This window comes from Actinoplanes sp. NPDC026670 (assembly GCF_040638175.1).
Taxonomy (GTDB): domain Bacteria; phylum Actinomycetota; class Actinomycetes; order Mycobacteriales; family Micromonosporaceae; genus Actinoplanes.
Genome location: NZ_JBEZXU010000051.1, coordinates 1 through 25,764, shown reverse-complemented (window position 1 = coordinate 25,764; position 25,764 = coordinate 1). Strand labels below are relative to the sequence as shown.

The following is a 25,764-nucleotide window of genomic DNA, read 5'->3' as shown; positions in this document are numbered from 1 at the left end:
CCGGTCAGAGCTCGAACAGCTCCCGCATCGCCTCGGCCAGCCGGGCCATGCTGGCCCCGGTCACCATCCCGATCCGCTCGGCCCCGGTCGAGGCCGGCAGCCGCCGCATCCGGTTGACCACCACGACACCGGTGATCGGATCCTGCTCGGTGAGCGCCACCGCGAAGGGCGGCAACTCGGTCACCCCACGCTGCCGGACGATCGGCGCACAGAACGGCGCCGCATTCTTCCGCTCGTTGTAGCTGTCCCCGGACAACACGAGAACCCGATAGCGCAGATCAGCCCGGTCGCCGATGGTCCAGATCTCCCCGCGCCGCATGTCAGCAAGAACCGGAGATCGGCGCGGTCCGGATCGGCATGGCAGGAAGCGTACCGCCGCGCCGATCTCGCCCGCGCCCGCCCCGCCCGGCGACCTTCCGAAACTCCCGACCCCATCACTCACCGTCACCCCACCGAAACAACCCTCATCCGGTACGGCCACACCACCCCGACCGCAGCCACCCCGCCCCACCCCACAACGCGACGGAACCTCCCATCCGCCCCCAAGGCGACTCACGCGCCAGTCCCAACTCACCGAGGCGCCAACGCCGACTCGCGAACTGTTGCGGCCACAACGCATTGCCGCGCGCTCAAGCCGTTCAGAGCCCCCCCCGCCGAAACCAGTGATCAACGTGGCTTGTGGTCGATTCGAGCCGCAGATGTCCAGGCGGGCTGGCGGGTTCGGCGGCGTGGTGACTTGTGGTCCGTTTCGAGACGTAGGTGTCCACGTGGGTTGGCCGGTTCGGCGGCGTGGTGACCTACGGCGTCGAGCGCTTACGCGTCGGCCCGAAGCCTCAATCGCGCGGCAGTGAGCCGGAACGTCGATCAGCTCACACGATTCGGCAACGTGTGCTTCTGCTTCGCTCTGGCGGGTACCAGCGCCCACGTTGTGCTGATCGTGTGCGTCCATCCCTGGCGGAGCGACAACAGAATCCCACGTTGCCGGATTGTGTGCGCTGATCTTCCCTCCGGCCACTCGCCCCTTGCTCTGCTCGTTCCGGCAGTTGGACCCTCCCCTCGTCCATTCCGCCGCCGCGGCCCATGGCTCCGGCATCGACAGGCCATCGCGACCCGTGCGAGCCGCTTCGGGAGGCTGCGACGGGTGGGGTGGTGGAGAGGGGGGCTTGCGCGTGAGCCGGCGTGGGCGGGATGGGGTGGTGGTGAGAGTGGATTTGTGCGTGAGCCGCCTTGGGGCGTGGGCGGGATGGGGTCGCGCTGTAGGTGCGGCGCCGGTCGGGGGAGGTGTGGCCGTACCGCATGAGGTTGTCCGAACGTCGGACCTCGATGGGGTGACCCGTGCGACGTGGATGGATTCGGAGGCACCCGGCCGGATGATCGGGGGATGCCGTCACGTGGTGTGCAGGCGTAAGCAGGAACCTCGAAGTGGGCTGGGAGGTTCGTGGTGGGCGCGTGGACGGCGAGGTGGGGCCCGGCCGAAGGGGTGCGCGACGCCGGTGAACGCGATGACGGGCGGGGGTGGGCCGGGGCGGAGCAGCGGGGTGGCGTGGTTCGGCGTGGCGTCTGGACCGTCGGCAGCGGTGGTGACGGTGGGCGGGTGACTGTGGAGCGGGCCGCCGGGCTGCTGGCCGGGGAGAGCCCATGGCTGGCGACGGTCCAGGGCGTACTCGACTCCCTGCCGGGAATGTCCGGATATCTGACGGCGGAGGTCGACGACTGCGGGACCATGACCGATCTCGTCTGGGCCGCCGTGACCCCGGCGGCGGTGACCCCCGACGGCCGCCGTGGCGCGCAGTTGATCGGGCTGGCGATGAGCCGGCTCTACCCCGAGGAGATCGCCGGCGACCGCTGGCAGGTCTTCCAGCGCGTCCTGGACACCGGTGAGCCCGCCGACCTCGGCCCGATCCGGGTGGGCGAGTCCGATTTCACGATCCGCGCCGGCCGGCTGGGTCCGGGCCTGCTGATCAGCTGGGAGCGGCTGGCCGACCCGACCCGGACCGCCGGGCGCCTGGCCGAGGTGGAACGCACCCTGGCCGCCGAGCACGACCTGGCCGCCCGGTTGCAGCAGATCATCCTGCCGATCCCGGCGGAGCCGATCGACCTGCCAGGGCTGCGGGTGGCGGTGCGTTATCTGCCGGCCGGGGAGGACGCGATGATCGGCGGGGACTGGTTCCACGCGGCGGCGCTGCGGGACGGTTCGGTGCTGCTCGCGGTCGGTGACGTGGCCGGGCACGGCACGCAGGCCGCGACCACGATGGCCCAGCTGCGGCACGCGCTGCGGGCGTTGTCGGTGGTGACCAGCGATCCGGGGACGCTGCTGGAGCACCTGAACCGGCTGATCTGGGAGCTGGAGGCGGACGATCCGGAGCTGGCCGCGACCGCGGTGATCGCCCGGTTCGATCCGAGGTCGCACGAGCTGGTGTGGGCGCAGGCCGGGCATCCGCCGCCGTTGCTGAGCCGGGGCGGCCGGACCGCGCCGCTGCCCCGCCCGGCGGGCCCGATGCTGGGCGTGGTGGACGGCGCCCGGTACGCCGACTCGGTCATCGGCCTCGATCCGGGGGATGTGCTGCTGCTCTACACCGACGGCCTGGTCGAGCAGCGCCACCGCGGCCCGGATGTCGGCCTGGACTCGGTGATCGCGACGGTCGACGACGCGGTGCGGGCCGCGCCGGAGCGTCCGCTGGCCGAGATGCTGGCCCGGTTGCGCCGTGCCAACCCGGACGACGACACCTGCATCCTGGCCGCGCGCCCCCGTGCATGATCAATGCCATGAACCCGGTGGTCCTGGACGGCGGCGACCGCCGCTGCGTGCTGCTCCTCATCGAGCTGCGGAAGCTCATCGCGACCCTGCCGGCCGGCGCGGTGGTCCATCTGAAGGCCTCCGACCCGGCCGCGCCGCTTGACCTTCCGGCCTGGTGTCATCTCACCGGGCACGAATACCTCGGCGAGATTCAAGACCGGACCTATGGCGTACGGGTGACCGGCGCCCCGGTCGAGACGGAGGCGTCGAGTCCTTGGCGCCCGGCCCAGGACCACCGTGGCATCGGCGGATCCCCGGGCCCCGCCGCGGCCAGCGGCATGTAGGCGACCACTTCGGCGGTGGCCGCCCGGATGTAGTCGCCGAGCACGGCCCGGAGCTCCGGATCGTCGGGCAGGGTGGCCGCCACCGCCGCGTCGAAACACTCCACGAACGCCTCGGAGAACGGATCCTCGTCGCACTGGTTGGCGTGCACCCGGATCATCGCCCCGTGCCCGCCCCGGCTGCGGCTGTAGCCGGGTGGGCCGCCGAACACCTCACCCCAGTACGCGGCCAGGTGTGACACGTGCGCCGGGTCGATGCCGTGCTCGAACGGATGCGACAGCGTCGGATGGGCCAGGCAGCGCTCGTGGAAGTCGGCGGCCAGGGCCAGCATGGCGGGTGCTCCGCCGGCTGCTTCATACAGCGTGGGACGTCCCATCCACCCAGCATGGCAAGGCCGGGCCGGTGACGCGACCCCCTCCGGCCAGTCTTACCGGACGTGCTGCCGCCGGCGGCCCGCTTCGTCGTCCCGGGTGCCGGGCCGCGACCGGATCTGCTCACCGTTCGCGCGTTTCCGTGGTTGCCGAGACGCGGGCGCTGCGGCCCCGGCACACTCTCCGGGTGAACGTCCACGAGCCGGAGACGTACCCCGGCGGTGTCTGATTACGATAATGAACCGCCGATTAAATGGATCTTTTGAGAGCCGGTGGCACATCATTCTGTTGACGTGTGCCGATACCCGAAAAGGTACGCACGTATGCCCGTGACTACCGATCCATTCCGGGGTAGATCAGCTTTAGGCTGTGGCATCCATCGATCATCCACTTCGGATTCTGCAGGGGAACGTGGTGCCATGAGAAAGATCTCCCGACTCCTTCTCGCCGCGCTGATCGCCGCGGCCGGGATGCTCGTCGCGACCGCCGGACCGGCGTACGCGACATTGCCGGGATTCGTGCTGAGCTCGACGACCGCGAGCCTGCCGCCGACCTTGTCCGCTCTCGCCAACGGGAAGCGGATCACGTACGTGACGACGAACATCAACGGTGGCATCATCACCGCGACCGGGCTGGTCCTCACGCCGAAGACCAACAAGAAGAACCGGACCGTGGCGTGGGGACACGGCACCACCGGCCTGGCCGACACCTGCGCCCCGTCGACCAACCAGGCGGTCTTCTGGAACGAGGCGCGCCTCGCGATCGCCGAGATGCTCACCCGCGGCTGGACCGTGGCCGCCCCGGACTACCCGGGACTGGGCACGTCGCAGGCCCACCCGTACCTGATCGGCGCCAGCGCCGCCCGCTCGCTGATCGACAACGTCCGCGCCGCCCGCAACCTCGACTCGGCGCTCTCCACCCAGTACGTCGTCGACGGCCACTCGCAGGGTGGCCAGGGTTCGCTGTTCGCCAGCCAGCTCGCCCCGACCTACGACGGCAACCTGGTGCTGAAGGGCACCGCGGCGCTCGCCCCGGTCTCCAACACGCAGGAGTTCATCAACTACATCCCGGGCAGCCCGGGCCAGGGCTACCTGGTGATGGCGCTGACCGGCGTCTCGGTCGTCGAACCGAGCTTCAAACCGAACAACGTGCTCGCCGCGCCGGCCGAGGCCCAGATCGGTGTCCTGCAGTCCGGCTGCCTGCCAGAGATCCTCGCGACCTACCAGAACTTCTCCGCCACCGACCTGGTCGAGGGCGGGGTCGTCCCGGACGCCGTGGTCGCGAAGATGGCCTCCTACGAGAATCCCGCCCAGACCGCGCTGAGCGCCCCGGTCCTGATCGTGCACGGCACCGAGGACGAGGCCGTGCCGTACTTCGCCTCCGAGATCCTCCGTGACCAGATCGCCGCCTACGGGGTTCCGGTCACCCTGCACACGCTCCCCGGCGCCAACCACGACCAGGCCGTCTCGCTGTCGGTCACCCTGGTCACCGACTGGATCGCCGCCCGCTTCACCTGACCCGGCCCGTTCCCACGGCGCGCCCGGCGGCCACCCCCGCCGGGCGCGCCCTTCTGTCGGCCGCCTTTCGATATGTCGGGACTCACGAGTCGTGCCGGACTAGGCAAACGTATGTACGCAAACGTATGCGGTAGGCGGTACGGTCCGGCGAACCCGGCGTTCGGGTCGGGGGAACTCGACAGGAGGCACGTGGTATGCGGACCCGCCAGTGGATCTCCCTCCTGACGGTCGCGGCCTTGATCGGGGTCGCGGGCTGCTCCCAGGGGGATGAGTCACCTGATTCTTCCGACGATCAGATCGTGCCGGCCACGACCGGCTGCGCCGCCGACGGCGAGCTCACCATGTGGGAGCGGTCCGGCGGCAACAAGGACATGGTGGACATGCTCGTCGCGGCCTGGAACACGAAGAACCCGGGCTGCGCCGTGAAACTGACCTACATCCCGCACACCGAGATGGTCGGCAAGATCGCCCAGGGCATCGCCTCCGGCCAGGTTCCGGACCTGATGGGGATGGACCTGATCTACGCGCCGCAGTTCGAGAAGGCCGGGCAGCTCGTCGACCTGACCGACCGGATCAGCGCCTGGCCGGAGCTCGCCACCGCCAGCAAGGGCCACATGACGGTCGCCACGTACGAGCAGCGGCTCTACGGCGTCCCGCTCTACGCCGACGTGTCGGCGCTCTTCTACAACAAGGATCTCTTCGAACGGGCCGGCCTCGACCCGGCCAAGCCGCCGGCCAGCCTGCCCGAGCTGCGCGCCTACGCCGACAAGATCACCGCGCTGGGTGGCGACGTCAAGGGCTACTACCTGCCCGGCAACTGCGCGGGCTGCAACATCTTCACGGTCGGCCCGCTGATGTGGGCGTCAGGCGCGAAGATCGAGGCGGCCGGGCCCGGTGACGAGCCGCTCGTCGGGGACGGCGTCAAGCAGGTGTTGCAGTTCGAGCGGGACATGGTCGCCGCGGGCAACGTGCACGACGGTGACCGGACCGAGAACGGCGAGACGTTCCACCTCCAGTTCGGCTCGGGCAAGGTCGGCATGATGGGCACCGGCAACTTCAACATCACGCTGGCCCGCCAGCAGAACCCGGGCATGGACTTCGGCATCGCCCTGCTGCCCGGGATGACGGCCGGTTCCAGCGCCTCGTTCATCGGCGGCGACCTGGTGGTGGTCCCGAAGGGCAGCAAGCGGGTCAACGACGCGGTCAACTTCATGAAGTTCCTGCTCTCCGACGAGGTGCAGGTCGAGGTGTACGCCAAGGCGCTCAACCTGACCACGCGCAGCGACATGGTCGACAACAAGTACTTCCAGGCCGAACCGCTGGTGCAGGACGTGGCGAAGGCGCTGACCGTGGGCCGGACCCCGTACACGCTGACGTTCTTCGAGCAGATCAACTCGCCGCAGGGGCCGTGGCTCAAGATGCTCCAGCGCGCGTACTACACCGGCGACGACCTGGACACGGTCATCGCCGACGCGAAGAAGGAAATGTCCGCCATCGCCGCGAAATCCTGACGAGGGGTACGGGCATGCGGCGCAGATGGACCGGCCTGGCATACGTGACTCCGGCGCTGGTGTTCGTGCTGGTGTTCACGGTGTACCCGCTGGGCCGGATGATCTGGATGTCGCTGCACGAATGGTCGCTGATCGCCGAACCGCATTTCGTCGGCCCGGAGAACTTCCGGACGGCGTTCAGCGACCGTCAGTTCTGGGTGTCGTTCCTGTTCACTCTCGAGTACACCGCCCTCATCACGCCGGTGCTGATCGCCGGCGGGTATCTTCTGGCGCTCCTGACCGCCTCAGGTTCGAAAGTGCGTGCGGTCACCCGTACCATAATTTTTGTCCCTGTGGTTATCGGTCTCGGGGTTTCCAGCCTTTTATGGTATTGGCTCTTCAGCACCGATTTCGGGGTGATCAACCGGATTCTGCTCGATCTCGGTGTGGTCGACCGGCCGGTGCTCTGGCTCGGCGTCGACGCCGGCACCTCGAATTTCGCGATCAGCGTCTCGGTGGTGTGGAAGGTGATCGGGTTCGGGATGATCCTGTTCGTGGGCGCCATTCAGGCGATTCCCGCCGAGATCACCGAGGCGAGCCTGGTCGATGGCGCGGGTTATGCGCAGCGGGTCGGCCGGGTGATCCTGCCGCTGACCATGCGCACGATTCTGCTGGTCACCCTGGTCAGTGTGATCGGCTCGCTGCTGGCATTCGACCAGTTCTACATCATGACCGCCGGGCAGCCGCAGAACGAGACCGCGACCTCGGTCTTCTTCGTCTACCTGAATTCGTTCCCCTACCTGAAACTCGGCTACGGCGCGGCCCTTTCACTGATCCTGGCCGTGACCATTCTGGCATTCACGATCGTGCAGCTCGTGCTCACCCGCCGGAGCGAGTCGTGAACCGCCGGACCGGTCTTCTGGCCGCGGCCGCCTGCGTCGCGATCAGCACGATCATGCTGCTGCCGCTGCTCTATTCGATGCTCGCGTCGATCAAACCGGCCGCCGAGGCCGCCGCCACCCCGCCGACCTACCTGCCGCACGGGTTCAGCCTGGACAGCTACCGCCGGCTCTGGGACTACCAGGAGGGCCTGCTCACCTACCTGGGCAACAGCCTCGGCGCGGCGGTCCTGACCATCGTCCTCACGCTGCTGCTCACCGTGCCGGCCGGCTACGCGCTGGCCCGGTTCCCGATCCCCGGCAAGGAGCTGATCTTCATCGTGCTCCTGCTGTCGCTGATCGTGCCGTACCAGGCGCTGCTGACCCCGATGTTCCTGATGTTCGCCAAGATCGGCCTGACCAACTCGCTGGCCGGCCTGGCCGTCCTGCACACCACGATCCAGCTGCCGTTCAGCCTCTACATCCTGCGCAACAGCTTCGCCGCCGTGCCCCGCGAGATCGAGGAGGCGGCGGTCATGGACGGCGCCGGATCGTTGCAGACCCTGCTGCGGATCTTCATCCCGCCGACCGTGCCGGCCGTCGTCACGGTCACCCTGTTCGCCTTCATCGCGTCCTGGAACGAGTTCCTCGGCGCGCTCGTGATGATGAGCGCCGGCGAGAAGTTCACCCTGCCGGTGATCCTGGCGACCGCCCGCACCGAGACCAGCCTGGGCGGCACCGACTGGGGCATGCTCCAGGCCGGCGTCACCATCTCGATCATCCCCTGTGTCCTCGTCTACCTGTTGCTTCAGCGGTACTACATGGCCGGCCTGATGAGCGGAGCCGTCAAATGAGCGTGACAGTGGTGCAGCCGTCCGTGACCGCCCGGACCCGGCTCCATCCGGTGGACGCCCGCAGCGTCGATGTCGGCGCCGGGTTCTGGGCCGACCGGATCCGGCTCAACCGGGACCGCACCATCCCGCACGGCCTCGACTGGCTGCGCAGCACCGGAACCCTGGACAACCTGCGGCTCGCGAGTGGCTACCGGGCCGCCGCCGACTCGTCCGGAGCCACCTTCCCGTTCCTCGATTCGGACGTCTACAAGTGGCTGGAGGCGGTCGGCTGGTCGGCCGACCCGGCGCTGGTGGCCGCCGCCGACGACGTGATCACCCTGGTCTGTGCGGCCCAGCGGGAGGACGGCTATCTGAACAGCTACGTCCAGGCCGGCGGCGGCGAGCCGTACCGGGACCTGTCCTGGGGCCACGAGCTCTACTGCCTCGGCCACCTGATCCAGGCCGCGGTGGCCTGGCGTCGCGCGCTCGGCGACGACCGGCTGCTCACCGTCGCGCTGCGGGCCGTCGAACACCTGCCCGGCCCGCTCGTCGACGGTCATCCCAACATCGAGATGGCGCTCGTGGAACTCTTCCGGCTGACCGGCGAGCGGCGCCATCTGACGATGGCGGCCCGGATGATCGAGCTGCGTGGTCACCGCACACTGCCGGGTGCGGATCGTTTCGGCGCCGGCTACTGGCAGGACCATGAGGCTGTACGCGACGCGAGCGCCGTGGCCGGCCACGCGGTCCGGCAGCTCTACCTCGACTGCGGCGCCGTCGACGTGGCCGTCGAACTCGGCGACGACCGGCTGCTCACGGCGGTGCGCGGGCGCTGGGACGACATGATCCGGACCCGGATGTACCTGACCGGGGGAGTGGGCAGCCGGCACCGGGACGAGGCGTTCGGCGACCCGTTCGAGCTGCCACCCGACCGTGCCTACGCCGAGACCTGCGCGTCCATCGCCGGGGTGATGCTCGCCTGGCGGCTGCTGCTGGCCACCGGCGACACCTGCTACGCCGACACGATCGAACGGACCGTGTACAACGGGGTGCTGCCGGGGATCGCCCTCGACGGAACCCGCTTCTTCTACACCAACCCGCTGCAACGGCGTACCCACCGGGCCTCGGGCGGCGCCGGCCCACGCCGGCCCTGGTATCCGTGCGCGTGCTGCCCGCCGAACCTGATGCGCCTGCTGAGCTCCTGGAAGCAGTACCTGGCGACGTACGACGACAGCGGTGTCCAGCTGCACCAGTACACCTCGGCGGAGATCGACACCCCACGGGCCGGCCTGCGGATCAGCACCGGATACCCGTGGGACGGCCGGATCGTCGCGCACGTCACCCGTACCTCGCCGGAGCCGTGGACCCTCTCCCTGCGCGTGCCCCGCTGGTGTCGCTCGGCCACCCTGACCGGCCCGGACGGCACCCACGCGGTCAGCGCCGGAACCGTCAAACGGCACCGCCGCTGGCAGTCCGGCGACGTCGTCGAGCTCAACCTCGACCTGCCCGCCCGGATCACCGAACCCGACCCGCGGATCGACGCGGTGCGCGGATGCGTGGCCGTGGAACGGGGCCCGCTCGTCTACTGCCTCGAGTCGGCCGACGCCCCGGAACGCACCGAGATCGAAGAACTGACCTGGGACCCGGGGCGGCCGTTGACCCCGGTGCCGCGGCCGGACCTGGGCGCATCGATGATCGGCGTCGACGTGCCGATGGCCGGCGGCCGGACCGCCGGCGCCATTCCCTACTTCGCCTGGGCCAACCGGTCCACCGAGGCCATGCGGGTCTGGATCCCCCGGCTCACGTAGCGGCTGTGGAGTCCCGGACGATCAGCGGCATCTTGAACACCGTCACCTCCGGCTCGCGGTCGCCGCCCTGGTCGCGGGCCAGCGACACCGCCTGGGCGACCCCGAACCCGACGATCTCCGCGATCGGCATCCGCAACGTGGTCAGCGCCGGCACCGTGTGCCCCGCGATCAGGATGTCGTCGAGCCCGACCACCGACAGCCGGCCCGGCACCGGGATGCCGAGCCGGTGCGCGGCATGCAGCGCGCCCACCCCGACCAGGTCGGTCGACGCGGCCACCGCGGTCGGCGGCTCGGGCAGGCTCATCAGCTCGGTCAGCGCGGCCGCGCCCCCGTCCAGGCTGCCCGGGCAGCGCCGCAGGTAACCGGCCGGCACCCCGCCGAACCGCTCGCGCATGAAATCGACATACGCGTCCTCGCGGATCCGGTACTCGTTGGGCAGGTCCGCGCTGAGGAACCCGATCCGCCGGTGCCCGAGCCCGGCCAGATGCGCCAGCCCCGTCTGCACACCGGCCCGGTCGTCCGGGTTGACCGTCGGGAACTCGATCGGCCCCGGCCCCTGCCACAACCCGACCACCGGCACCGACGACCCCCGCAGGTCGGCGAGCAGCTCCGGATAGGCGCGCATGTCACCGAGCAGCACGATCGCGTCGGTGTGCCGGGTCTCCAGCACCGTGGTGAGCGGCGTCCCCTCGTTGACGTGCCCCAGCACCACGTTGTATCCGTGCGCCATCGACTCGACGACGAGAGCCTCGATGACCCCGGCGTAGAAGACGTCACTGAAATCGCGGACGACCGCCCCGATCAGATTCGTCGAAGCGCCCCGGAGCCCCCGGGCGAGAGGATTCGGCCGGTACCCGAGATGCCGGGCCGCTTCGATGACCCGCTCCCGCGTCTCCGCCGCGATCGGCACCCTGGTCGGCGCGTTGTTGAGCACCCGGGAGACGGTGCTCTGCGAAACCCCGGAAACCGCCGCGATGTCACGCATCGTGACAATCGAGCGCCCAGCCTTCGATCCCGGCTCGCGCCCGTCACGTCCTTCGGGCCCGTCGCGTCCTTCGGGCCCGTCACGCCTTTCGCGCCCGGCACGCCCTTCGCGTCCGTCACGTCCTTCGGGCCCGTCGCGTCCGTCACGCCCTTCGCGTCCGGAAGTTGGCATCGACCGACCCTAACAGTCGTCTGCGTGACGGTTACGAGAACAGGGCGGCCAGGGCCCGCTTGAGCGGCCCGTCGTCGCGCTCGTCGACCCACGTCACCGCTCCGATCGGCCGCCCCTGCTCACGAGCGTCCGCACAGTACCGCCGGACCGCCTGATCGATCGGCAGCCCGCTGACCGACAGAGCCGCATGCGCCCGCAGCCAGTAGGCGGCATCCTCGACCGCGGTCACCCCGGCCCGCCCGTCGTCGACGAGAAGAGCGGAGACGGCGACGACTTTGTGGTACGCCGAGACGTACATGATTCCGGCCGGCGCCCGCTCCGGAACCGTGACGTCGGCATTGAACCGCCGGAGCGCGTCGGTGACCGCCCGCACATAGATCTGGCTCCGGGCCTCACCGGCCTGCCCCGCGTCGAGTTGCCCGAGCAGTTCGTCCCGCCGCTCCCCGGAGAACGTGTCGAGCAGGGCCGCCTGAACCGCTTCGGGCAACTCCCGGAACACCCGCCGGACCCGCTCCGGAGGAAGCTCCCCGACCAGCCCCACGGCCTGCCCGGTCCCGACCGCCGAACAGGCCCGGACCAGTTCCTTGTCCCCGAACATTCCAAGCACCCGGTCCCGCCCGCCAGGCTTACCGGAAAGCATGAGTTTGGCCAGCTCAGCCCCAGTGAGAGCATCCGAGACCGCGACAAACCGATCCGCCGGAAGCCCACTCAACATGCTGATGGCCGATTGCGGAGGAGTCCGGCGAATCATCGCAGCAAGCTGAGTTATGGGCATCATTCCGCCGGGCAGCATGCCGGTCACCTCTCACCCGAGTAAGCACGTAGTCGCTAAGGACTAGCACCATTTCCCGTCGCCCAACATCACCTTTGCCGTCACCCACCCAACCAAAACGGCCAACAAGTACCGCAACCCACCCGCCACAGCCCCCTCACCCGTTACCCAAGTCCCCCCGCTCCCAAGTCCCGCCTACAGCGCTCCGCTCCCAAGTCGCCGCCCAGCGCCTCGTCACCCAGGTCGCCGCCCGTAGCGCCTCGCCCCCAAGCCGCCGCCCGTAGCGCCTCGTCAGCCAAGTCCCCGCCCGCAGCGCCTACGCCCCTGCCCCCGCCCGCAGCGCCTACGCCCCTGCCCCCGCCATCCACGTCCCGCCGCCCATGTCCCCGCGTTCGCCGTCCCCACCCTCGGCATCCGCTGGCGGTCGCGCCTCCAGCCGTCGTCCAGCACGGTAAAGCCGTGCGCATTCCAGTGCTGAGCGACGGCTGGCGGTCTCGGCGGGCCTGTCCGCCCAGCAGCGGTGAGCCTCGTCCGGCTGGTTGTGACCGTTGGCTTGCGTGTTCCGAGACGGTGGTGGGAGACAGCCGGTCCAAGATCGGCGAGGGTGCCGTGCCGGGGGATCGGGGTCACCCTGCTCGGCCGTCGTCCAGCACGGTAAAGCCGAGCGCATTCCAGTGCTGAGCGACGGCTGGCGGTCTGGGTTGTGGTTCGGCCTGCGGGACCTGACGTCGGATGCTCTCTGATCACCGCCCGGAGCCGCTGGCATCGGCGAACGTGGATCAGCGCACGCGATCGCCGACTGTGGGCTTTCGTCGTCGTTGGAACAGATACGGGCGCTCACGTTCGGTCGATTGTGGGCGTTCGTCCATGCCAGGGCGATGACAGGAGCACGCACAACGCCAATGTGTGCGCCTGTCACCGCTCGGCCGGCCCGGACCTCGCCCCCGGGTCCGGCGGTGACCCGGTCGGCCCAGACCTGCCCCCGGCCCCGGCGGTGATCCGGCTGGACTGGCCGTGACCGGGTGGCTGGGGTCTCTCGCGCAGCCGGCCCCGTGACGTAGGCAAGGTAGATCAACTTCTGGGATTCGGCTGGGGTGGCTGGGTTTAGTAGTCTCTGCCTCGTGTCCGGTAAGGCTGAGCGGCGAGACGCTCTTTCGGTGGTCGCGGAATATCACGAGGCTGAGCTGGGCAGCCTTGTGGCCCGGGTCGGCGAGGCTCTGGACGGGTTTCGTGCCGGTGGGCTCGACGCCTTCGAAGCCGATGAGGTCCTGTTCCAGTATTCGCGGGCTGCGAAGGAACTGTGGAAGTTCTGCAATCTCCATCGGCCGGAGACCACCGCGGCGCTCATCCGGGAACGGCCACCGCACGACTGGTGGGAGCGCGGCGCCCCGAACCGGCGGAGATGACCGGAGAGGTCCGCGCGCAGCGCGCCCATCCCACGCAAGATCGGCTGCTCCGGGGGATCCGGGCGTTCCCGTCGGTGTAGATCAGTTCACCGCGTTGCGGATGTCGGTCAGGCCGGGACCGCCGCTCAGGCGGGGGCGGTCGGTCAGGTGAGGCGGTCGGTCAGGTGAGGGCGGTCGGTCAGGTGAGGGCGGTCGGTCAGGCGGGGACCTGGGTGGGGATGGCTCGGGTCGTCGTGGAGCGGGCCCAGGCACCCGACGTGATGTGGCCGATCAGCAGGACCGCCAGGCCCAGGGCGCACAGGATCCACCAGCCCGCCTGGTCGGCGGGGGTGCTGCCGGACGCCACGACGGCGCCGATCACGGCTACGCCCAGGGCGCTTCCCACCTGGCGGCTCGTCGATGCGATGGCCGCGGCCACGCCGGCCCGGGCGCGGGGCATGCCGGAGACCGCGGTGTTGGTGATCGGGGTGTTGACCATGCCGAAGCCGAAACCGAAGAGCAGGTAACCGGCGAACAGCTGCCAGGCGGGGGTGGACGGGCCGGCCCAGATCAACGGGACGACGCCCAGGGCCATCGACACGCCGGAGATCCACAGGGGCAGGCGGGTGCCGCGGGTGCCGACCAGCCGGCCGGACAGGGGTGACGAGACGATCGTCATCACCGCCATCGGCAGGGTGTAGAGGCCGGCTTCGAGGGCGGACAGACCGCGTACATCCTGAAGGTAAAGGGTGTTGAGGAACAGGAAACCGCCGAGCGAGGCGAACGCGCAGACCGCGACCAGGGTGGCGCCGGCGAACGGGGCGCTGCGGAAGAAACGCAGCTCGATCAGTGGCTCCTCGCGGCGCGGCTCCCACCACAGCAGGGCGGCCAGTGCGGCCGCGGCCAGGGCGAAGCAGCCGATGATCAGCGGGGACGACCAGCCCTCGGACGGGCCCTCGATGATGCCGAACGTCAGCGCCGCCAGCAGGGTCAGCACCAGGATCTGGCCGGCCGGGTCGAGGCGGCGCGGGTGCTCGGCCCGCGACTCCGGGATGAACCGCCAGGCCAGCAGGAACCCGACGACGCCGACCGGCACGTTGATCCAGAAGATGGACGGCCACCCGAACGAGTGCACCAGGAAACCGCCGGCCAGCGGGCCGAGAGCCATGCTGAAACCGGTCACCGCGCCCCACACGCCGATCGCGCGGGCCCGTTCGCGGGGTTCGGTGAACGTGTTCGTGATGATCGACATGGCGACCGGGTTGAGCATCGAACCGCCCACCGCCTGGATCGTCCGGAACGCGATCAGCCACTCCAGGCTCGGGGCCAGGCTGCACAGCAGCGAGCCGATCGTGAACAGCGCCAGCCCGGACTGGAAGACCCGGCGCCGGCCGATGCGGTCGGCGGTGGAGCCGGCCAGCACCAGGAGACTGGCCAGGACCAGGAGGTACGCGTCGATGATCCACTGAAGGCCGGACACCGGCGCGTCCAGGTCGTCGGCCATGGCCGGGAGCGCGACGTTCACGATGGTGACGTCGAGGCTGATGATCAGCAGGCTCATGCAGCAGATGGCCAGGACGAGATACCGACGCGGGTGCACCCTCATGGTTCTACCCGTGATCTTTCCGGGGAACCCGGGGGTGTTGCTGAAATCTCCTAGGGGTACGGCTCCGGGAAGAGCCCGGATGACCTCGGCGACCCGGCCCGGAAGAGTGGACCCCAGTCCACTTCGGAGGTTGTCAGACATGCAGCGTCGTACCCTGCTCGGAGCCGCTTTCGCCGGAACCGCCCTGGCGCTCACGGGGCGCGTCCCCGCGTACGCCCAAGGCTTGAATGAGACCGCGCTCGCCGCGGCGCTGGACCCGCTCGATCCGGCGGTGAGTGGCGCCCTGGTCCGCGTCGAAGGGTCGGCGGGGCGCTGGCGCGGCCGGGCCGGCGTGGGTGACGTGCGCAGCGGCAGCCTGGTGCCATGGGATGCCCGGTTCCGGATCGGCAGCATGACCAAGGCGTTCACCGCGACCGCGATGCTGCAGCTGGTGGCCGCCGGGCTGGTCGAGCTGGACGCGCCGGTGCGCCGCTACCTGCCGGACCGGCTGCCGGAGGGCTATCCGGGCACGGTGCGGCAGCTGCTCGACTACACCAGTGGGCTGCGGGCGCGGGAGATCCCGCACAAGGAGCGCGAGTGGTTCCTGGAGCACCGGTTCGACACGTTCGTGCCGGGTTCGCAGGTGCTGTGGACCGAGGAGCCGCTCTTCACGCCGGGCGACCAGCAGGTGTACGGCAACGTCAGCTACATCGTGGCCGGGCTGGTGATCGAGAGGGTGACCGGGCGACCCTACGCGGACGCCATCCGCCGGGGCATCCTGCGGCCGCTCGGCCTGCGCAACACGTTCCTTCCCGGCACGCATCCCGCGATCCCGGGGCCGCACGCGCACGGCTACGAGCTGATCGACGGCGAGTATGTCGACGTGACCAGGGCCAACCCGTCGTTGCAGTGGGCCGCCGCCGAGATGATCTCGACCACCGCCGACCTGGACCGGTTCCTGACCGCGCTGCTGGGTGGCCGGCTGCTGCCACCGCGTGAGTTGCAGGCGATGCTGACCGTGCCGTTCAAGGACGCGGCGTACGGCTGCGGGCTCAGCAGGCTGGTCCTCGGCGGCGTGGAGATCTGGGGCAAGTCGGGGGACCGGCCGGGCTACAACAACGGGATGGGCGCGACCCGTGACCTGAGCCGGCGGATGGTCTACTCGGTGAACACGCTGAAGATGGGCGGTGACACACCGGCGATCGCCGGGCGGCTGCTGATGGCGGCGTTGACCTGATCACAGTTTTCCTCGCAGCGCTTATTGGGCAAGGTGGGGGCCATGCATATCTGGCCGGGCAATCCGTACCCGCTGGGCGCCACCTATGACGGTGGGGGCACCAACTTCGCGCTCTTCTCCGAGGCGGCCACCCGCGTCGAGTTGTGCCTGTTCGACGACGACGGCAAGGAGACCCGGATCGACCTGCCGGAGCGGGAGGCGCTGGTCTGGCACGGCTACCTGCCCCGGGTCGTGCCGGGGCAGCGGTACGGCTACCGGGTGCACGGCCCCTACGACTTGTCGCGGGGGCTGCGCTGCAACCCGTCGAAACTGCTGCTCGACCCCTATGCGAAGGCCATCGACGGCAACTACGACTGGGATCAGGCGCTTTTCTCGTACAATTTCGGCGATTTCGGGTCTTTGAATGATTTTGATTCTGCCTCTTTCTCGCCGCGTTCGGTGGTGATCAACCCGTATTTCGACTGGGGCAACGACCGGCCGCTGAAGATCCCGATGTGGCAGACCGTGATCTACGAGGCGCACGTCAAGGGCATGACGATCCGGCATCCGGACATTCCGGAGGACGTTCGCGGGACGTATTCCGGCCTGGCCCACCCGGCGATGATCAGGTATCTGAAAGGGCTCGGGGTGACCGCCGTCGAGTTGATGCCGGTGCACCAGTTCGTGCACGACAGCGGGCTGATCGAGCGCGGCCTCACCAATTACTGGGGCTACAACACGATCGGTTTCTTCGCCCCGCACAACGGCTATTCGTCGTTCCCCGAGGGCGGCGGGCAGGTGCAGGAGTTCAAGGCCATGGTCAAGGCCCTGCACCAGGCCGGCATCGAGGTGATCCTCGACGTCGTCTACAACCACACCGCCGAGGGCAACCACCTGGGCCCGACCCTGTCGTTCCGGGGCATCGACAACCCGGCCTACTACCGGCTCGTCGACGAGGACAAGCAGTACTACTACGACACGACGGGCACCGGTAACAGCCTGAACGTCAGGCACCACGAATCACTGCGGCTGATCATGGACAGCCTGCGCTACTGGGTGACCGAGATGCACGTCGACGGGTTCCGGTTCGACCTGGCCGCCGCCCTGGCCCGGGAGTTCCACGAGGTGGACCGGCTGGCCGCGTTCTTCGACCTGGTCAACCAGGACCCGGTGGTGTCGCAGGTCAAGTTGATCGCCGAGCCGTGGGACGTCGGTGACGGCGGCTACCAGGTCGGCGGGTTCCCGCCCAACTGGACCGAGTGGAACGGCAAGTACCGGGACTCGGTCCGCGACTTCTGGCGTGGCGAGCCGGCCTCCCTCGGCGAGTTCGCCTCACGTTTCACCGGTAGCTCCGACCTCTACCAGGACGACGGCCGCCGCCCGATCGCGTCGATCAACTTCGTCACCGCCCACGACGGCTTCACCCTGCACGACCTGGTCTCCTACAACGAGAAACACAACGACGCCAACGGTGAGGGCAACCGCGACGGGGAGAGCCACAACCGGTCGTGGAACTGCGGCGTCGAGGGCGAGACCGACGACGCCGACGTCATCGTGCTGCGTGAACGGCAGAAACGGAACTTCCTGGCCACTCTGCTGCTCAGCCAGGGCGTGCCGATGATCGCGCACGGCGACGAGCTGGGCCGCACCCAGCGCGGCAACAACAACGTCTACTGCCAGGACAGCGAGATCTCCTGGGTGGACTGGGCGGAGGCCCGCAACGAGGACGTGCTCACCGGGTTCGTCAGGCGGCTGCTCGCGCTCCGGGCGAACCACCCGATCTTCCGGCGGCGGCGGTTCTTCAGCGGCCAGCCGGCCGGCGACTCGGCGCTGCCGGACATCGCCTGGCTACGCCGCGACGGCCAGGTGATGACCGAAGCCGACTGGAACACCCGCAGCGGCATGACCATGACCGTCTTCCTCAACGGCCACGGCATCCCGGAACGCGACGCGCTCGGCGAGGAGATCAAGGACGACTCGTTCCTGGTGCTGTTCAACCCACTGGACGAGGACGTCGCGTTCACCCTGCCGGGGCGCGACTACGGGCGTACCTGGGAGGTGGCCGCCAACACCGCCGACCCGCTGCTGGCCGCCAAACGCCGAACCGCACGCGCCGGAACGCAGTTCACCGTGTCCCGCCACACGCTCGTGCTGCTGCGCTGCCGGTACTGAGCCCGTCATCCGGACGGGGTGACCTGGACGCCCCGGCGCATCGCCTCACCGGCCAGCCGCGGCCGCCGCCGATCGTCGTTGCTGACCAGATCGAACTTGTCGTACAGATTGGTCAGGTGCTTCTTCACGGCGCTCTCCGACAGCCCCAGCTCGCCGGCCAGCGCCCGCACCGAAGGCGTCTCCGGGAACGCCTGGCCGCCCTCGGTCAACGGCCGGCAGAGCGCGGTCAGGACATCACGTTCACGACGGGTCAGCGGCGGCGCCGGCGGCGGTTGCACCGAGACCGTCTCGGTGACCACCTGCTCCACCGGCGAGCGGAACAGCAGCCGGGCCGGGCCGATGTCGATCCGGTCGCCGTCGTGCAACGGCCGGCTCTGGCGCAGGGGCACACCGTTGATCGAGGTGCCGTTGGTGCTGCCCAGGTCCCGGATCGACCAGCCGGACGGGAACCGCTCGAGGACCGCGTGCAGCCGGGACACCCGGCGACTGTCGATGGTCACCTCGTTCGCCGGGGCCCGCCCGATGGAGAGCAGGTCACCGCCCAGGGTCACGAGCCGGACGCCGCCACCCTCGTGCACCTCCAGGTGCCCGGTCATGCGCAGTGTTCCTCGGTGGAGACGGTCAGCGGCTCGGTCAGGCCGGTCCCGGTCATGGTCATGGTGGCCCGGCCACAGCCGGTCAACGGCATCGGCTCGGTCCACTGCTCGAGCGGCTGGCCGGTGGTGACCGCGGCCCGGCCGCCCGGCTCGGCGGCTACCCGCACCCGCCACCAGCCGTCGGCGCCGGCCGTGTCGCGGTACTGCTTCCACACCCAGGTGTAGGCCATCACCGTCCGGCAGCCCGGCGACCAGTAGAGTTTCACCGACACCGCCTTGAAACCGGCCACATACCCGTACGCCGATCGCGCTACCTGGTAGGCGTCGGCGTAACAACGCCCGGGTGGCGGATCGTCGTCCCGGGCATAGGCGATCGATCCCTCGCCCCTCACCGCGATCGTGCGATCGAGCACCCGAAGCACGCCCCGCCGCTCGCCCGCCGCCCGCGGCACGAAGGCCACCTCCAGCCGGCACGTCGCGCCCTTGGCCAGCACCCGCCCGCTGCACTCGTCGGTGACCAGCCGGAAGTCACCGCTGTCGAGGGTCACCCGCAGTTGCAGCGTCGCGTGCGGCCCGGCGTTGCGCACCGTCACGGGCCGCGGCTCGGGCTCGACGGTGATCTTCTGCTGCCCGAAATCGATCTCCGCCGGCAGCTCCAGGCGTGCCGCCACCGCCGCTTGCGAACCACCCGCGGCCAGCGTCAGCACCGTCCCGGCCAGAGCCGGCAGCACGTTCCACCACGCCCGCCCGCGGCGTGCCGGTTCGGCCGCGACCGTGACCGACAGGTCTTGCATCGCACGCATCCGCGCCGACAGTGAAACGGCCGGCGGCTCCGGCGGTGTCGTCTCGCCGGCGGCCATGACCAGCGGCGTCGGCTCCACACCGCATGCCCGCTCGGCCTGGCGCAGTTCCTCCGCGAAGGCCGCGGCCGACGCCGGCCGGGCCGCCGGATCCTTCCCGAGCGCCCGCGCCAACGCCGCGAACACCGGATCGGGGACCCCGGGACGCAGGTCCGGGGGTGGCTCCGCGCCGATGCGCGCGATCAGATCATCGACGCCTTCACCCCGCAGCGGTACGAACGGAGCACGCCCGCACAACCATCGGTACAGCGTGGCAGCGAGCGAGTACACGTCGGAGACGATCGACGCGGGCTCGCCCCGCAGCACCTCGGGAGCGGCGTAAAGCAGGCTCGCGGTCACCGATCGCCGGTCCCGTGGCTGATCCCGGCGCACCGGGCGGGCCAGCCCGAAGTCGGCGAGTTTGAGGTCGCCATACCGGGAGACCAGGATGTTCTCCGGCTTGACGTCGCGGTGCAGCAGGCCCGCGCGGTGTGCCGCCTCCAGGGCGCCCGCCACCGCGATCCCGCCGGCCAGCACCTCCGCCCAGCCCGTCGTGCCGGTCCGCCCGGCCAGCGAGCCGCCCTCCTCGTAGGCCATCAGGATGTACGGCTCGCCGGTCACGGTCCGTCCCGCCTGATGCACGGTGACGATGTGCGGATGTCCGGACAGCCGGCCCAGCGCCTGCACCTCGCGCTCGAACCGCTCCTCGTCCACCCGGTCGGCGGCCAGGACTTTCACCGCGACCGTACGCAGGAATTCCGGCTGCCACGCCCGATAGACCACCCCGAACCCGCCGCGGCCGATCTCGGTCATGTCCTCGCAACCCGGGACACCGGCCAGGTGTTGACGCAACGCTTTCCCTCCGGACTCCGGGCGATGGCGAGCGTCGATACTACGCGGGGAGAGAACGGTGTCCTTTTCGGTACCTGTCGGACACACGTGACCTGCTGTTCCCATGTCAGTCATGTCCATTACTCGCAGAATCCTCGTCAGCGCGGCAGCGCTCGCCGCCGCAGCGGCGGGTGGCACTCTGATCAACGCCACACCGGCCCTGGCCAGCACCCCGGCGAGCTGCGGCAGCGTTCGCCAGATCGGCACCACGCGGGTGCTGACCGTCGGCGGCATGCAGGCCGCCTCGGTCAAGCAGTACTACGGCTGTGGCTACAACTACGCCTACATCTACGTGTGGGAGCAGTACCGCGACACCCACTCGAACTGGGACCTGCACGTGCACGTCGTCAACCACGACGACAGCGGCAGTGACTACGGCATGGGCACGCTGAACAACACCACCCGTGCCGAGCTGTGGGGCGCCCCGGCCGACACCGCAGCGCACTGCACGCACGTCACCGGTTACCTCAACTCGACCGGCGGCTCCACCAGCACGGTCTGCTGACCACGTTGATCCGCCCGGCCGGTGGTGCCCCCGGGGCGCCACCGGCCCCACCACCATGAACAGGGAAGGACCACCCATGTCGAATCTGCGCCGTGTTCTCGCGGCCCTCGGCGCCGCCGTGCTCTCCACGGCAGCGCTGTCCACGATCACCGCCGCGCCGGCCAGCGCCATCCCGCGGACCAACTACTGCGGCAGCGCGTACGCGTTTCTGAAGTCGTGGCCGATCCTCTGGCGCAACCAGAGCGGTGGCTACATCGACGTGTACTACAACAGCTCGAACGGCTACAACTGCGCGATCGCGCGGGGCAACGACAACGTCCTGAGCAGCGTCTGGGAACTTCAGGTAGGCATCCGGCGCAGCGGCGGCACCTGGGTGATGGACGGCGACAAGGCCGGTCAGAACTTCACCAGGTACGCCGGGCCGGTCTACGTGTCCGCCCCGAACACCTGCATCGACCTGTACGGCTCCTTCGAGGCGTCCGGTGGCGGCTCGGGCCAGATCATCGAGAGCGTTCACTGCGGCTGAGGGGCCCGCAGGAACTCACAGCTCGACGCAGAAGACGTTGCCCTCCGGGTCCGCCATGACGGTCAGCTCACCCGGCGTCACCACGGTGGCGCCGAGCTTGATCAGTCGCTCGACCTCGGCGGGCACGTCCTCGTTCGGTGCGCGCAGGTCGAAGTGCAGCCGGTTCTTCGCGGTCCTCGGCTCGGGCACCCGCTGGAACCACAGGTTCGGGCCGCCCCAGCCGGGAGCCTCCACATACGCCTTGTCGCTGGTCGCGTCCTCGTCCAGCTCACCACCCAGGGCAGCGGCCCAGAACCGGGCCACGACCAGGGCGTCGGCGCAGTCGAAGGTCAGGCTCTTCACCCACGAGACGGTCATGCCGACACCGACCGGTACCAGGCGATCTTCTCCCGTACCCGCTTCTGCTCCAACCGCAGCCGTTCCACCTTCTCGTCGATCTCCCGGTCGTGTTCCTCGAGGAGCGCCGTGCGCTGCTCGGCGCCCTCGTCGCCGAGTTGCAGCAGCTCGGCGAAGCGCCGCAGCCGCGCGATCGGCATGCCCGAATCACGCAGGCAGCGCAGCAGCCCCAGCCGCGACAGGTCGTCCTCGGAGAAGATCCGCCGCCCGGCCGACGTACGCCGGATGCCGTGCAACAGCCCGATCTTCTCGTAGTAGCGAATGGTGTCGATGCTGACGCCGAGCCGCTCCGCAGTCTCCCCCGGTGTGTAAGGCACCCGGTCAGACTAACCGCGTTCCCCCACTGGCGCGGGACAGGCGTCGATGCCACGCTGAGGCATGGAACGAGTGCCGAGGCCCCGGCTGCACTTCACCCCGCGCGACGGCCGCGTCGGCGACCTGTTCGGCGTGCTCACGTCCGGCGGCAGCTACCAGGTCTTCTACGAGCAGCTCTCCGGCGGCGAACCCGCCTGGGGCCGGGCCACCTCGGACGACCTGATCATCTGGACCGAGCAGGCGGCCAGCCCGCCGGCCGAGGGCGGGGCGGCCCGCTGCGGCGCCGTCGTCACCGGCCCGGACGGCCCGGTCCTCTTCCACACCCTCGCCGGCGGCCGCGTCGCCCGCGCGACCGCGACCCCCGGCCTTGCCGGATGGCACAGCGATCCCTCCGGTCCGTTGCTCGGCGGGCCGCCGTCCGGGGTCACCGAGATGAGTGATCCGTACGTGTGGTGGGCCGGCGCCAACTGGCGGATGCTCCTGGCCGGCACCCTCCGCGGCGGAACCGCCGGGGTTCTCCAGTACCACTCGGCCGACCTGCTGAACTGGGCGTACGACGGGGTCATCGTCTTCCGCGACCGCACCACCTGGGGCTGCCCACGGCTGTTCCCGCTGGACGGCTCGTGGGTGCTGCTGCTCACCACCGGCGATGTGCTCACCTACGGCATCGGCAACTACGACGGCATGCACTTCACCGCGCGCGCCTGGGGCACCTTCGGCCGCGGTGACGTCGGCCCGATGGTCACGTTCGTCGACGCCTCCGGGCGGCGCTGCGCCCTCGCCCGCCTCGGCGCGCCGGGCACGCTGAGCCTGCCCTGGGTGCTCTCGGTCCGCGACGACCGGCTGATCGCCACCCCGCATCCCAACCTCGATCCCTATCTGATCAGCGGCGCGACCGGTCTGACCGCGGCCGGAGGAGAGGTACGCGACCACGGCGACCTGATCCTCACGATGCCCGTCGGCGGGGAGACCACCCTGTTCGCCGACGCCGACATTGTCGAGGTCACCGTCGAGGGGGTGAGCGGGCTGGGCGTGGCCCGGCGGACCGGCCCGACCGCGCCCGGCGTGCGGTTCGCCCGGTTCGGGGCGCTCTGAGTTTCGCCCGGTCCGGCCCGGGAACCCCGTCGGCATGCCTGGACGTGACGAACTCCCCGACACCCTCAAACGGTCGCCGAAGAAGGCGCAGGACACGTTCATCAAGACCCACGACTCGGCCGTCGACCAGTACGGCGAGGGGAAACGTGCGCACCAGACCGTGTTCTCGGCGGTCAAGCACTCCTTCGAGAAGGTCGGTGACCACTGGGAGCCCAAGACAGTGCGTCGTGGTTCGGGGTAACGCGGCGCGTTGTGCGTCGTCGTTCGGGGGGTAACGCTGGCGCTACCTTCAGGACTCACCCTGGCGCCATCGTGCCCGCACCATCCCGGCGGGCACGATGGTGGGCATGAAAGTCCTGGTCATCCTATGGGGGACGGCGGCGGTGGGTCGCCGATCGGGCCGCCGCCGGCGTGTGACCATCGGGTTGATGCGTGCTGTAGCGGTGATCCTCTCTGGTGTCCTGCTGGTCCTGCCGGTCCCGGCTGTCGCAGCCCCCGGGCCGGCGGATCCGCTCGTGGCGCAGCTGGATCAGATCTTCACCGATCAACGGCTGGCCGGGGCGACGGTGGCGGCCGAGGTCCGCGAGGCGGCCGGCGGGCGGATCGTCTACCAGCGTGCTCCAGGGGTGCGGGTGCTTCCGGCCTCCAATCAGAAACTGCTGACCGCGGCCGCGGCGCTGGAGGTGCTGGGGGCGGGCTACCGGTTCCGGACCACCGTCCGCCGGCTCGGGCGTGATCTCTACCTGCGGGGGCAGGGCGACCCCACGCTGACGTATCAGCGGATCGACCGGCTCGCCGCAGCGGTCGCCCAGCGTGGCACGAAGCGGTTCACGCGGCTGATCGTCGACGACACGTGGTTCGACCGGGTGCCGTTGGGGCTCGACTGGTCCTGGCAGGACGAGACCTACGGGTTCACGGCCCCGGTGTCGGCGCTGTCGTTCGCGGCCAACGGGCGGTTCGACAACGCGGCGGTGGAGATCCGGTATCGGGGTGTGGCGGGGCGGCGGCCCACGGTGCGGGTGTGGCCGCCGACCGGCCGGGTCCGGGTGGTCAACCGGGCCGTCACCCGCAGCGGGGACAGTGTCGGGGCGGTGCGGGCGCACGGCGGCGCGGTCGTCACGGTGAGCGGTTCGGTGTCGGCCGGCCGCTCCGGGGTCGCGCTCGTGTCGGTGCCTGATCCGGCCGCCACCACCGCCGGGCTGTTCCGGGCGGCGCTGCGACGGCACGGGGTGACGGTGACCGGGCGCACCTCTCGGGGGAAGCTGCCCGGCGGCACCCGGGCCGTGGCCGCGCTGGTGTCCCGGCCGCTCGCCGAGATCCTGCCGCCCTTTCTGAAACTGTCCAACAACGGGATCGCCGAGCTGCTGGTCAAGGCGATGTCCCGGGCAGCCGATCCGGCGCGACCGGGCAATTGGCCGACCGGCCTGGCCGCCGCGACCGGGGCGCTCGGGCGGCTCGGCGTGGACACCCGGCTGCTGACCATGGGCGACGGCTCCGGCCTGAGCCGCCGTAACTGGGTGACCGCCCGCCAGGTGGCGACCCTGCTGGAGAGGGCACAGCGCCGCACGTGGTTTCCGGCGTTCCGGGCGGCGCTGCCGCTCGCGGGCGCGGCGGATCCGATGGTCGGCGGTACCCTCCGAAACCGGATGCGGGGCACGGCGGCCGCCGGAAACGTCCGCGCCAAGACGGGCACCCTGTCCGGGGTGAACGCGCTGTCCGGCTACGTGACCGGAGCGGACGGCCGAAAGCTGGTGTTCGCCTTCATCGTGAACGCCTCCGTCGCCACCGCCGTCCCTGTGCTCGACTCGGCGGCGGTCACCCTAGCCACCACTTAGCGACCAATCACTCCAGCGGGCGTGCGCCGGCCCGATGCCCACCTCCGCCGCTGATCGGCCCCACCCAGCGTCGTCCTGCCCTGCGCCGCGCCGTCCTGCCCTGCGCTGCTTCGCCCTGCCCTGCGCTGCTTCGTCCTGCCCTGCGCTGCGCCGCCATCGGGCTCCGCTCACCCGGTTGGCTCCCACCGGCCGCCGGGCACCGGACAGCCCTTCCGGAAGGCGCAAACCCACCAGCGTCGCAGTAGCGAACCCAGATGTCCGTCACCCCAACGGTGCGTGAGCAACCCCAATCACCGCGGAGGCAGCCTCGGCGGGTGCGGGAGGAACCCTCAGAGGCCGCGTGGGTGGCCCCGGCGGTGCGGGAGGAACCCTCAGAGGCCGCGTGGGTGGCCCCGGCGGTGCGCGGGAGACCCTAACTCGAAAATCGAACAGTGACCGGACGCGCGGTAGCATCCCGCGTCGCGTAGCGGCGTGGGATGGGTCTTGGGTGGAGCGGGTGGTTAT

General features: G+C 70.0%; 22 protein-coding genes and 2 pseudogenes. 15 read left to right on the top strand and 9 right to left on the bottom strand.

What is annotated here, in order from left to right; translation table 11 throughout:
- Positions 1 to 4: 4 nt before the first annotated feature.
- Entirely contained in the window at positions 5 to 319 is a 315-nt protein-coding gene (locus AB0E94_RS36920) for a type II toxin-antitoxin system PemK/MazF family toxin (protein ID WP_360336138.1), read from the bottom strand.
- Positions 320 to 1,594: 1,275 nt separating this feature from the next.
- On the opposite strand from AB0E94_RS36920, the gene AB0E94_RS36915 reads away from it, so the two are divergent.
- Both AB0E94_RS36915 and AB0E94_RS36910 read left to right on the top strand, forming a co-directional pair.
- Positions 1,595 to 2,758, top strand: coding sequence for a PP2C family protein-serine/threonine phosphatase (locus tag AB0E94_RS36915; RefSeq protein WP_360336136.1), 1,164 nt, complete (start codon positions 1,595 to 1,597; stop codon positions 2,756 to 2,758).
- A pseudogene (locus AB0E94_RS36910) lies at positions 2,755 to 2,916 on the top strand (sulfurtransferase TusA family protein); the annotation flags it as partial. The gene AB0E94_RS36915 and the pseudogene AB0E94_RS36910, both read left to right, overlap by 4 nt.
- A 44-nt stretch (positions 2,917 to 2,960) precedes the next feature.
- Here the strand turns inward: AB0E94_RS36910 and AB0E94_RS36905 are convergent.
- Entirely contained in the window at positions 2,961 to 3,455 is a 495-nt protein-coding gene (locus AB0E94_RS36905) for a group II truncated hemoglobin (protein WP_360336134.1), read from the bottom strand.
- A gap of 414 nt (positions 3,456 to 3,869) precedes the next feature.
- On the opposite strand from AB0E94_RS36905, the gene AB0E94_RS36900 reads away from it, so the two are divergent.
- The 5 genes from AB0E94_RS36900 (at position 3,870) to AB0E94_RS36880 (ending at position 9,976) form a co-directional block, all read left to right on the top strand.
- Entirely contained in the window at positions 3,870 to 4,967 is a 1,098-nt protein-coding gene (locus AB0E94_RS36900) for an alpha/beta fold hydrolase (RefSeq protein ID WP_360336132.1), read from the top strand.
- 299 nt (positions 4,968 to 5,266) lie between these two features.
- On the top strand, positions 5,267 to 6,478 hold the full coding sequence (locus AB0E94_RS36895; protein ID WP_360336130.1) for a sugar ABC transporter substrate-binding protein: 1,212 nt from the start codon (positions 5,267 to 5,269) through the stop codon (positions 6,476 to 6,478).
- A gap of 14 nt (positions 6,479 to 6,492) precedes the next feature.
- A complete protein-coding gene (locus AB0E94_RS36890) occupies positions 6,493 to 7,359 on the top strand; it encodes a sugar ABC transporter permease (protein ID WP_360336128.1) in 867 nt (288 codons plus the stop codon).
- Positions 7,356 to 8,189: a carbohydrate ABC transporter permease gene (locus tag AB0E94_RS36885; protein ID WP_360336126.1), complete on the top strand. Its 834-nt coding sequence runs from the start codon at positions 7,356 to 7,358 to the stop codon at positions 8,187 to 8,189. Before AB0E94_RS36890 ends, AB0E94_RS36885 begins: the two co-directional genes overlap by 4 nt.
- A complete protein-coding gene (locus AB0E94_RS36880; protein WP_360336124.1) occupies positions 8,186 to 9,976 on the top strand; it encodes a beta-L-arabinofuranosidase domain-containing protein in 1,791 nt (596 codons plus the stop codon). Before AB0E94_RS36885 ends, AB0E94_RS36880 begins: the two co-directional genes overlap by 4 nt.
- Here the strand turns inward: AB0E94_RS36880 and AB0E94_RS36875 are convergent.
- Together AB0E94_RS36875 and AB0E94_RS36870 are read right to left on the bottom strand one after the other, a co-directional pair.
- Entirely contained in the window at positions 9,969 to 10,961 is a 993-nt protein-coding gene (locus tag AB0E94_RS36875; protein WP_360336122.1) for a LacI family DNA-binding transcriptional regulator, read from the bottom strand. The genes AB0E94_RS36880 and AB0E94_RS36875 overlap by 8 nt on opposite strands.
- Before the next feature lie 202 nt (positions 10,962 to 11,163).
- Positions 11,164 to 11,730, bottom strand: coding sequence for a hypothetical protein (locus AB0E94_RS36870; protein WP_360336120.1), 567 nt, complete (start codon positions 11,728 to 11,730; stop codon positions 11,164 to 11,166).
- A 1,295-nt stretch (positions 11,731 to 13,025) separates the two neighbouring features.
- On the opposite strand from AB0E94_RS36870, the gene AB0E94_RS36865 reads away from it, so the two are divergent.
- Positions 13,026 to 13,310: a hypothetical protein gene (locus AB0E94_RS36865; RefSeq protein ID WP_360336118.1), complete on the top strand. Its 285-nt coding sequence runs from the start codon at positions 13,026 to 13,028 to the stop codon at positions 13,308 to 13,310.
- 196 nt (positions 13,311 to 13,506) lie between these two features.
- Here the strand turns inward: AB0E94_RS36865 and AB0E94_RS36860 are convergent, their stop codons facing one another.
- On the bottom strand, positions 13,507 to 14,850 hold the full coding sequence (locus AB0E94_RS36860) for an MFS transporter (RefSeq protein ID WP_360336116.1): 1,344 nt from the start codon (positions 14,848 to 14,850) through the stop codon (positions 13,507 to 13,509).
- 184 nt (positions 14,851 to 15,034) lie between these two features.
- Here AB0E94_RS36860 and AB0E94_RS36855 point away from each other — a divergent pair, with 184 nt between their 5' ends.
- Positions 15,035 to 16,111, top strand: coding sequence for a serine hydrolase domain-containing protein (locus AB0E94_RS36855; RefSeq protein ID WP_360336114.1), 1,077 nt, complete (start codon positions 15,035 to 15,037; stop codon positions 16,109 to 16,111).
- Between the two features lie 42 nt (positions 16,112 to 16,153).
- Entirely contained in the window at positions 16,154 to 18,262 is a 2,109-nt protein-coding gene (glgX, locus tag AB0E94_RS36850; RefSeq protein WP_360336112.1) for a glycogen debranching protein GlgX, read from the top strand.
- Positions 18,263 to 18,267: 5 nt separating this feature from the next.
- Here glgX and AB0E94_RS36845 read toward each other — a convergent pair whose 3' ends face one another.
- A complete protein-coding gene (locus AB0E94_RS36845; RefSeq protein WP_360336110.1) occupies positions 18,268 to 18,858 on the bottom strand; it encodes an FHA domain-containing protein in 591 nt (196 codons plus the stop codon).
- A complete protein-coding gene (locus tag AB0E94_RS36840) occupies positions 18,855 to 20,510 on the bottom strand; it encodes a protein kinase (protein ID WP_360336108.1) in 1,656 nt (551 codons plus the stop codon). Before AB0E94_RS36840 ends, AB0E94_RS36845 begins: the two co-directional genes overlap by 4 nt.
- 151 nt (positions 20,511 to 20,661) lie before the next feature.
- Between AB0E94_RS36840 and AB0E94_RS36835 the strand changes: the two genes are divergently transcribed.
- Both AB0E94_RS36835 and AB0E94_RS36830 read left to right on the top strand, forming a co-directional pair.
- Entirely contained in the window at positions 20,662 to 21,093 is a 432-nt protein-coding gene (locus tag AB0E94_RS36835; protein ID WP_360336106.1) for a hypothetical protein, read from the top strand.
- A gap of 76 nt (positions 21,094 to 21,169) precedes the next feature.
- Positions 21,170 to 21,619 carry a hypothetical protein gene (locus tag AB0E94_RS36830; protein ID WP_360336104.1) on the top strand — a complete coding sequence of 150 codons (450 nt, stop codon included), beginning with the start codon at positions 21,170 to 21,172 and terminating at the stop codon, positions 21,617 to 21,619.
- A 15-nt stretch (positions 21,620 to 21,634) separates the two neighbouring features.
- Here the strand turns inward: AB0E94_RS36830 and AB0E94_RS36825 are convergent, their stop codons facing one another.
- Entirely contained in the window at positions 21,635 to 21,976 is a 342-nt protein-coding gene (locus AB0E94_RS36825) for a VOC family protein (RefSeq protein ID WP_360336102.1), read from the bottom strand.
- The gene (locus tag AB0E94_RS36820; protein ID WP_360336100.1) at positions 21,973 to 22,332 is read right to left on the bottom strand and encodes a MerR family transcriptional regulator; all 360 of its coding nucleotides are present in this window, start codon (positions 22,330 to 22,332) and stop codon (positions 21,973 to 21,975) included. Before AB0E94_RS36820 ends, AB0E94_RS36825 begins: the two co-directional genes overlap by 4 nt.
- A gap of 61 nt (positions 22,333 to 22,393) precedes the next feature.
- Between AB0E94_RS36820 and AB0E94_RS36815 the strand changes: the two genes are divergently transcribed.
- From AB0E94_RS36815 to dacB, 3 genes and pseudogenes are all read left to right on the top strand, one after another.
- Entirely contained in the window at positions 22,394 to 23,425 is a 1,032-nt protein-coding gene (locus AB0E94_RS36815; RefSeq protein ID WP_360336098.1) for a glycoside hydrolase family 32 protein, read from the top strand.
- A gap of 34 nt (positions 23,426 to 23,459) precedes the next feature.
- A pseudogene (locus tag AB0E94_RS36810) lies at positions 23,460 to 23,657 on the top strand (ChaB family protein); the annotation flags it as partial.
- A 196-nt stretch (positions 23,658 to 23,853) separates the two neighbouring features.
- Positions 23,854 to 25,260 carry a D-alanyl-D-alanine carboxypeptidase/D-alanyl-D-alanine-endopeptidase gene (gene dacB / locus AB0E94_RS36805; RefSeq protein ID WP_360336096.1) on the top strand — a complete coding sequence of 469 codons (1,407 nt, stop codon included), beginning with the start codon at positions 23,854 to 23,856 and terminating at the stop codon, positions 25,258 to 25,260.
- Positions 25,261 to 25,764 lie beyond the last annotated feature (504 nt).

Excerpts from the sequence above, each read along its gene's own strand:
- AB0E94_RS36905 (WP_360336134.1), bottom strand. The coding sequence starts at position 3,455 with ATGGGACGTCCCACGCTGTATGAAGCAGCCGGCGGAGCACCCGCCATG.
- AB0E94_RS36855 (WP_360336114.1), top strand. The coding sequence starts at position 15,035 with ATGCAGCGTCGTACCCTGCTCGGAGCCGCTTTCGCCGGAACCGCCCTG.
- AB0E94_RS36840 (WP_360336108.1), bottom strand. The coding sequence starts at position 20,510 with ATGACCGAGATCGGCCGCGGCGGGTTCGGGGTGGTCTATCGGGCGTGG.
- AB0E94_RS36860 (WP_360336116.1), bottom strand. The coding sequence starts at position 14,850 with ATGAGCCTGCTGATCATCAGCCTCGACGTCACCATCGTGAACGTCGCG.
- dacB (WP_360336096.1), top strand. The coding sequence starts at position 23,854 with ATGCGTGCTGTAGCGGTGATCCTCTCTGGTGTCCTGCTGGTCCTGCCG.
- glgX (WP_360336112.1), top strand. The coding sequence starts at position 16,154 with ATGCATATCTGGCCGGGCAATCCGTACCCGCTGGGCGCCACCTATGAC.
- AB0E94_RS36870 (WP_360336120.1), bottom strand. The coding sequence starts at position 11,730 with ATGTTCGGGGACAAGGAACTGGTCCGGGCCTGTTCGGCGGTCGGGACC.
- AB0E94_RS36830 (WP_360336104.1), top strand. The coding sequence starts at position 21,170 with ATGTCGAATCTGCGCCGTGTTCTCGCGGCCCTCGGCGCCGCCGTGCTC.
- AB0E94_RS36900 (WP_360336132.1), top strand. The coding sequence starts at position 3,870 with ATGAGAAAGATCTCCCGACTCCTTCTCGCCGCGCTGATCGCCGCGGCC.
- AB0E94_RS36845 (WP_360336110.1), bottom strand. The coding sequence starts at position 18,858 with ATGACCGGGCACCTGGAGGTGCACGAGGGTGGCGGCGTCCGGCTCGTG.
- AB0E94_RS36880 (WP_360336124.1), top strand. The coding sequence starts at position 8,186 with ATGAGCGTGACAGTGGTGCAGCCGTCCGTGACCGCCCGGACCCGGCTC.
- AB0E94_RS36815 (WP_360336098.1), top strand. The coding sequence starts at position 22,394 with ATGGAACGAGTGCCGAGGCCCCGGCTGCACTTCACCCCGCGCGACGGC.
- AB0E94_RS36890 (WP_360336128.1), top strand. The coding sequence starts at position 6,493 with ATGCGGCGCAGATGGACCGGCCTGGCATACGTGACTCCGGCGCTGGTG.
- AB0E94_RS36825 (WP_360336102.1), bottom strand. The coding sequence starts at position 21,976 with ATGACCGTCTCGTGGGTGAAGAGCCTGACCTTCGACTGCGCCGACGCC.
- AB0E94_RS36920 (WP_360336138.1), bottom strand. The coding sequence starts at position 319 with ATGCGGCGCGGGGAGATCTGGACCATCGGCGACCGGGCTGATCTGCGC.
- AB0E94_RS36835 (WP_360336106.1), top strand. The coding sequence starts at position 20,662 with ATGTCCATTACTCGCAGAATCCTCGTCAGCGCGGCAGCGCTCGCCGCC.
- AB0E94_RS36875 (WP_360336122.1), bottom strand. The coding sequence starts at position 10,961 with ATGCGTGACATCGCGGCGGTTTCCGGGGTTTCGCAGAGCACCGTCTCC.